We start from the raw sequence: 2,216 nt of genomic DNA, 5'->3' as shown, positions 1-2,216 counted from the left end.
GAATCATCAATAAATGGTTGAATGACATGGGTTTGGAATTAAAACCAAGCAAAACTAAAATTACCCATACTTTTGAAGGTTTTGACTTTATCGGATTCAATATCCGTCAATACAAGGTAGGTAAAACACACTCAAAGCAAGGTTTTAAAACCATCATCAAACCATCGGAGAAAGCAATTCAAAAGCATTATGGGCAACTCACAGAAGTTATATACAGACATAGAGCTGCCCCCCAGAAGGCTCTGATTAGCCAACTAAAACCTATTGTAAGAGGATGGTGCAACTACAACAAATCTGTATGTAGTAAGGAAACATTCTCAAAAATAGACTATCTGCTTTGGAACAAGCTTCAAAGATGGGGATACAGGAGACACCCAAATAAATCAAAAACCTGGGTAAACAGGAAATACTGGGGAACAAAGGCAGAAAAAGCCAAAAAACCCTGGGAGGCCGACAAAGTAGACAATTGGGTATTTCAAAGCGAAGAAATATTTCTTCAAAAACATGCCAAAACAGACATAGTTAGGCATACAAAAGTACAAGAAACTCGAAGCCCCTACGACGGAGACCTGATTTACTGGAGTACCAGAATGCAGAAACATCCTGAGATGACCAGTCAAAAGGGAAAGCTTTTGAAAAGGCAAGAAAGGAAATGTGCTCATTGTGGTCTTACCTTCAAGGAAGGAGATTTGTTAGAAACGCACCACATACTACCACGCACATTAGGTGGAAAAGACGAAACTCAAAATCTTGAGTTACTACACCTCCACTGTCACGACGCCAAACACGGTACTAAAATTAACTCTAATGAGTTAGATGAAAACCCGTTTTAGAGGTACCAATGACAATGGTTCCTATGATGAGGAGCCGTATGATGCGAAAGTGTCACGTACGGTTTTGAAGACGAGTCAGTGAGGCGACTCACCGGCTTAGTTTAATCCAGGGCGGAATCAGAGGTGAAACAGATTAGCCACACTGCCGCTAACGGGGAGGTGACACGGGTAAACAAATCCTAGAAAAATGTCTAATCCGGAAGCCACAATCTGAACAAAATACAATGTGGACTTCATCCTCTCATTCTCATAGTGTTCTGGTAGGGATAACTATAAACTCCGAGAAGAGGATAGGCAAATTGGATTGCCCTAAATCACCAGAATAATCTGTTGGATGGAACGAATAAAAACGACAGCAAAAATATGGGTCTGAGGATAGGTCGTAACCTCGGTAAGTTATGCCAAACTTAATCCCCACTGTCGGGTAAGATGCGCTCAAAACTGGGCGCGGGTATCCAGAATACACAAACTCTAAGAAGAGCATAGTTAGACACATGAGAAAACAATCTTATAGTGAACTGTGGAAAGGACAAAACTGGAAGCAACTCCGGAAGAATCTCTTCCGCCTACAAAGACGAGTGTATAAAGCGGTTCAAGCTGGTGACTTGAGGAAAGCAAGGTCTATACAGAAGCTGATTCTGAAATCCCGTTCGGCACAGTTATTGGCCATCCGTCAAGTGACACAGCTCAATCAGGGCAAGAAGACCGCCGGTATCGACGGAAAAACTGCCCTAAAATACAGCGAACGGTTTGAATTACTTGAAAGACTAGTATCCAGTGCGGAAAATTGGACGCACCAAGGGTTACGGGAAATCCCAATACCCAAGAAAAACGGGGGTACAAGAATGTTGAAAGTACCGACTATAGCTGATAGAGCATGGCAATGTCTAGCAAAATTTGCTCTCGAACCAGCACATGAAGCCAAGTTCCATGCCCGGAGTTACGGATTCAGAACAGGCAGAAGTGCTCATGACGCCCAGAAACAGATATTCAACAATCTGAGTTCCAACAAAAACGGCATAAATAAGAGGGTAATCGAACTGGACATCAAGAAGTGCTTCGACAAAATCTCCCACAAATCCATCATGGATAAGTTAATTGCACCAGCAAGTTTAAAGACTGGGATATTCCGCTGCCTCAAGGCCGGAGTTGACCTGGAATTTCCTGAGCAAGGAACACCGCAGGGAGGTGTAGTCAGTCCACTTCTAGCCAACATAGCACTTGACGGAATAGAGGAGATTCATCCTAGCGTCCGATACGCAGACGATATGGTAATTTTCCTAAAGCCAAAAGATAACAGCGAAAAGGTACTGAATAAAATCAAAGCCTTCCTCGCCGAAAGAGGGATGGAAATTAGTGAAGAAAAGACCAAGATAACCAAAA

General features: G+C 42.7%; 2 protein-coding genes. Both read left to right on the top strand.

The annotated features are described in order from the left end of the window. On the top strand, positions 1-833 hold an 833-nt coding region (locus F6K37_RS39035; RefSeq protein ID WP_287256605.1), incomplete at its 5' end, for a group II intron reverse transcriptase. Positions 834-1,327: 494 nt separating this feature from the next. Beyond that, the coding region (locus tag F6K37_RS39030; RefSeq protein ID WP_287256603.1) for a reverse transcriptase domain-containing protein at positions 1,328-2,216 on the top strand (889 nt) is incomplete at its 3' end.

Source organism: Moorena sp. SIO4E2, assembly GCF_010671945.1.
Classification (GTDB): domain Bacteria; phylum Cyanobacteriota; class Cyanobacteriia; order Cyanobacteriales; family Coleofasciculaceae; genus Moorena; species Moorena producens.
The sequence above is the reverse complement of the archived record's forward strand: the minus strand, read 5'-3'. Positions and strand labels throughout refer to the sequence as shown.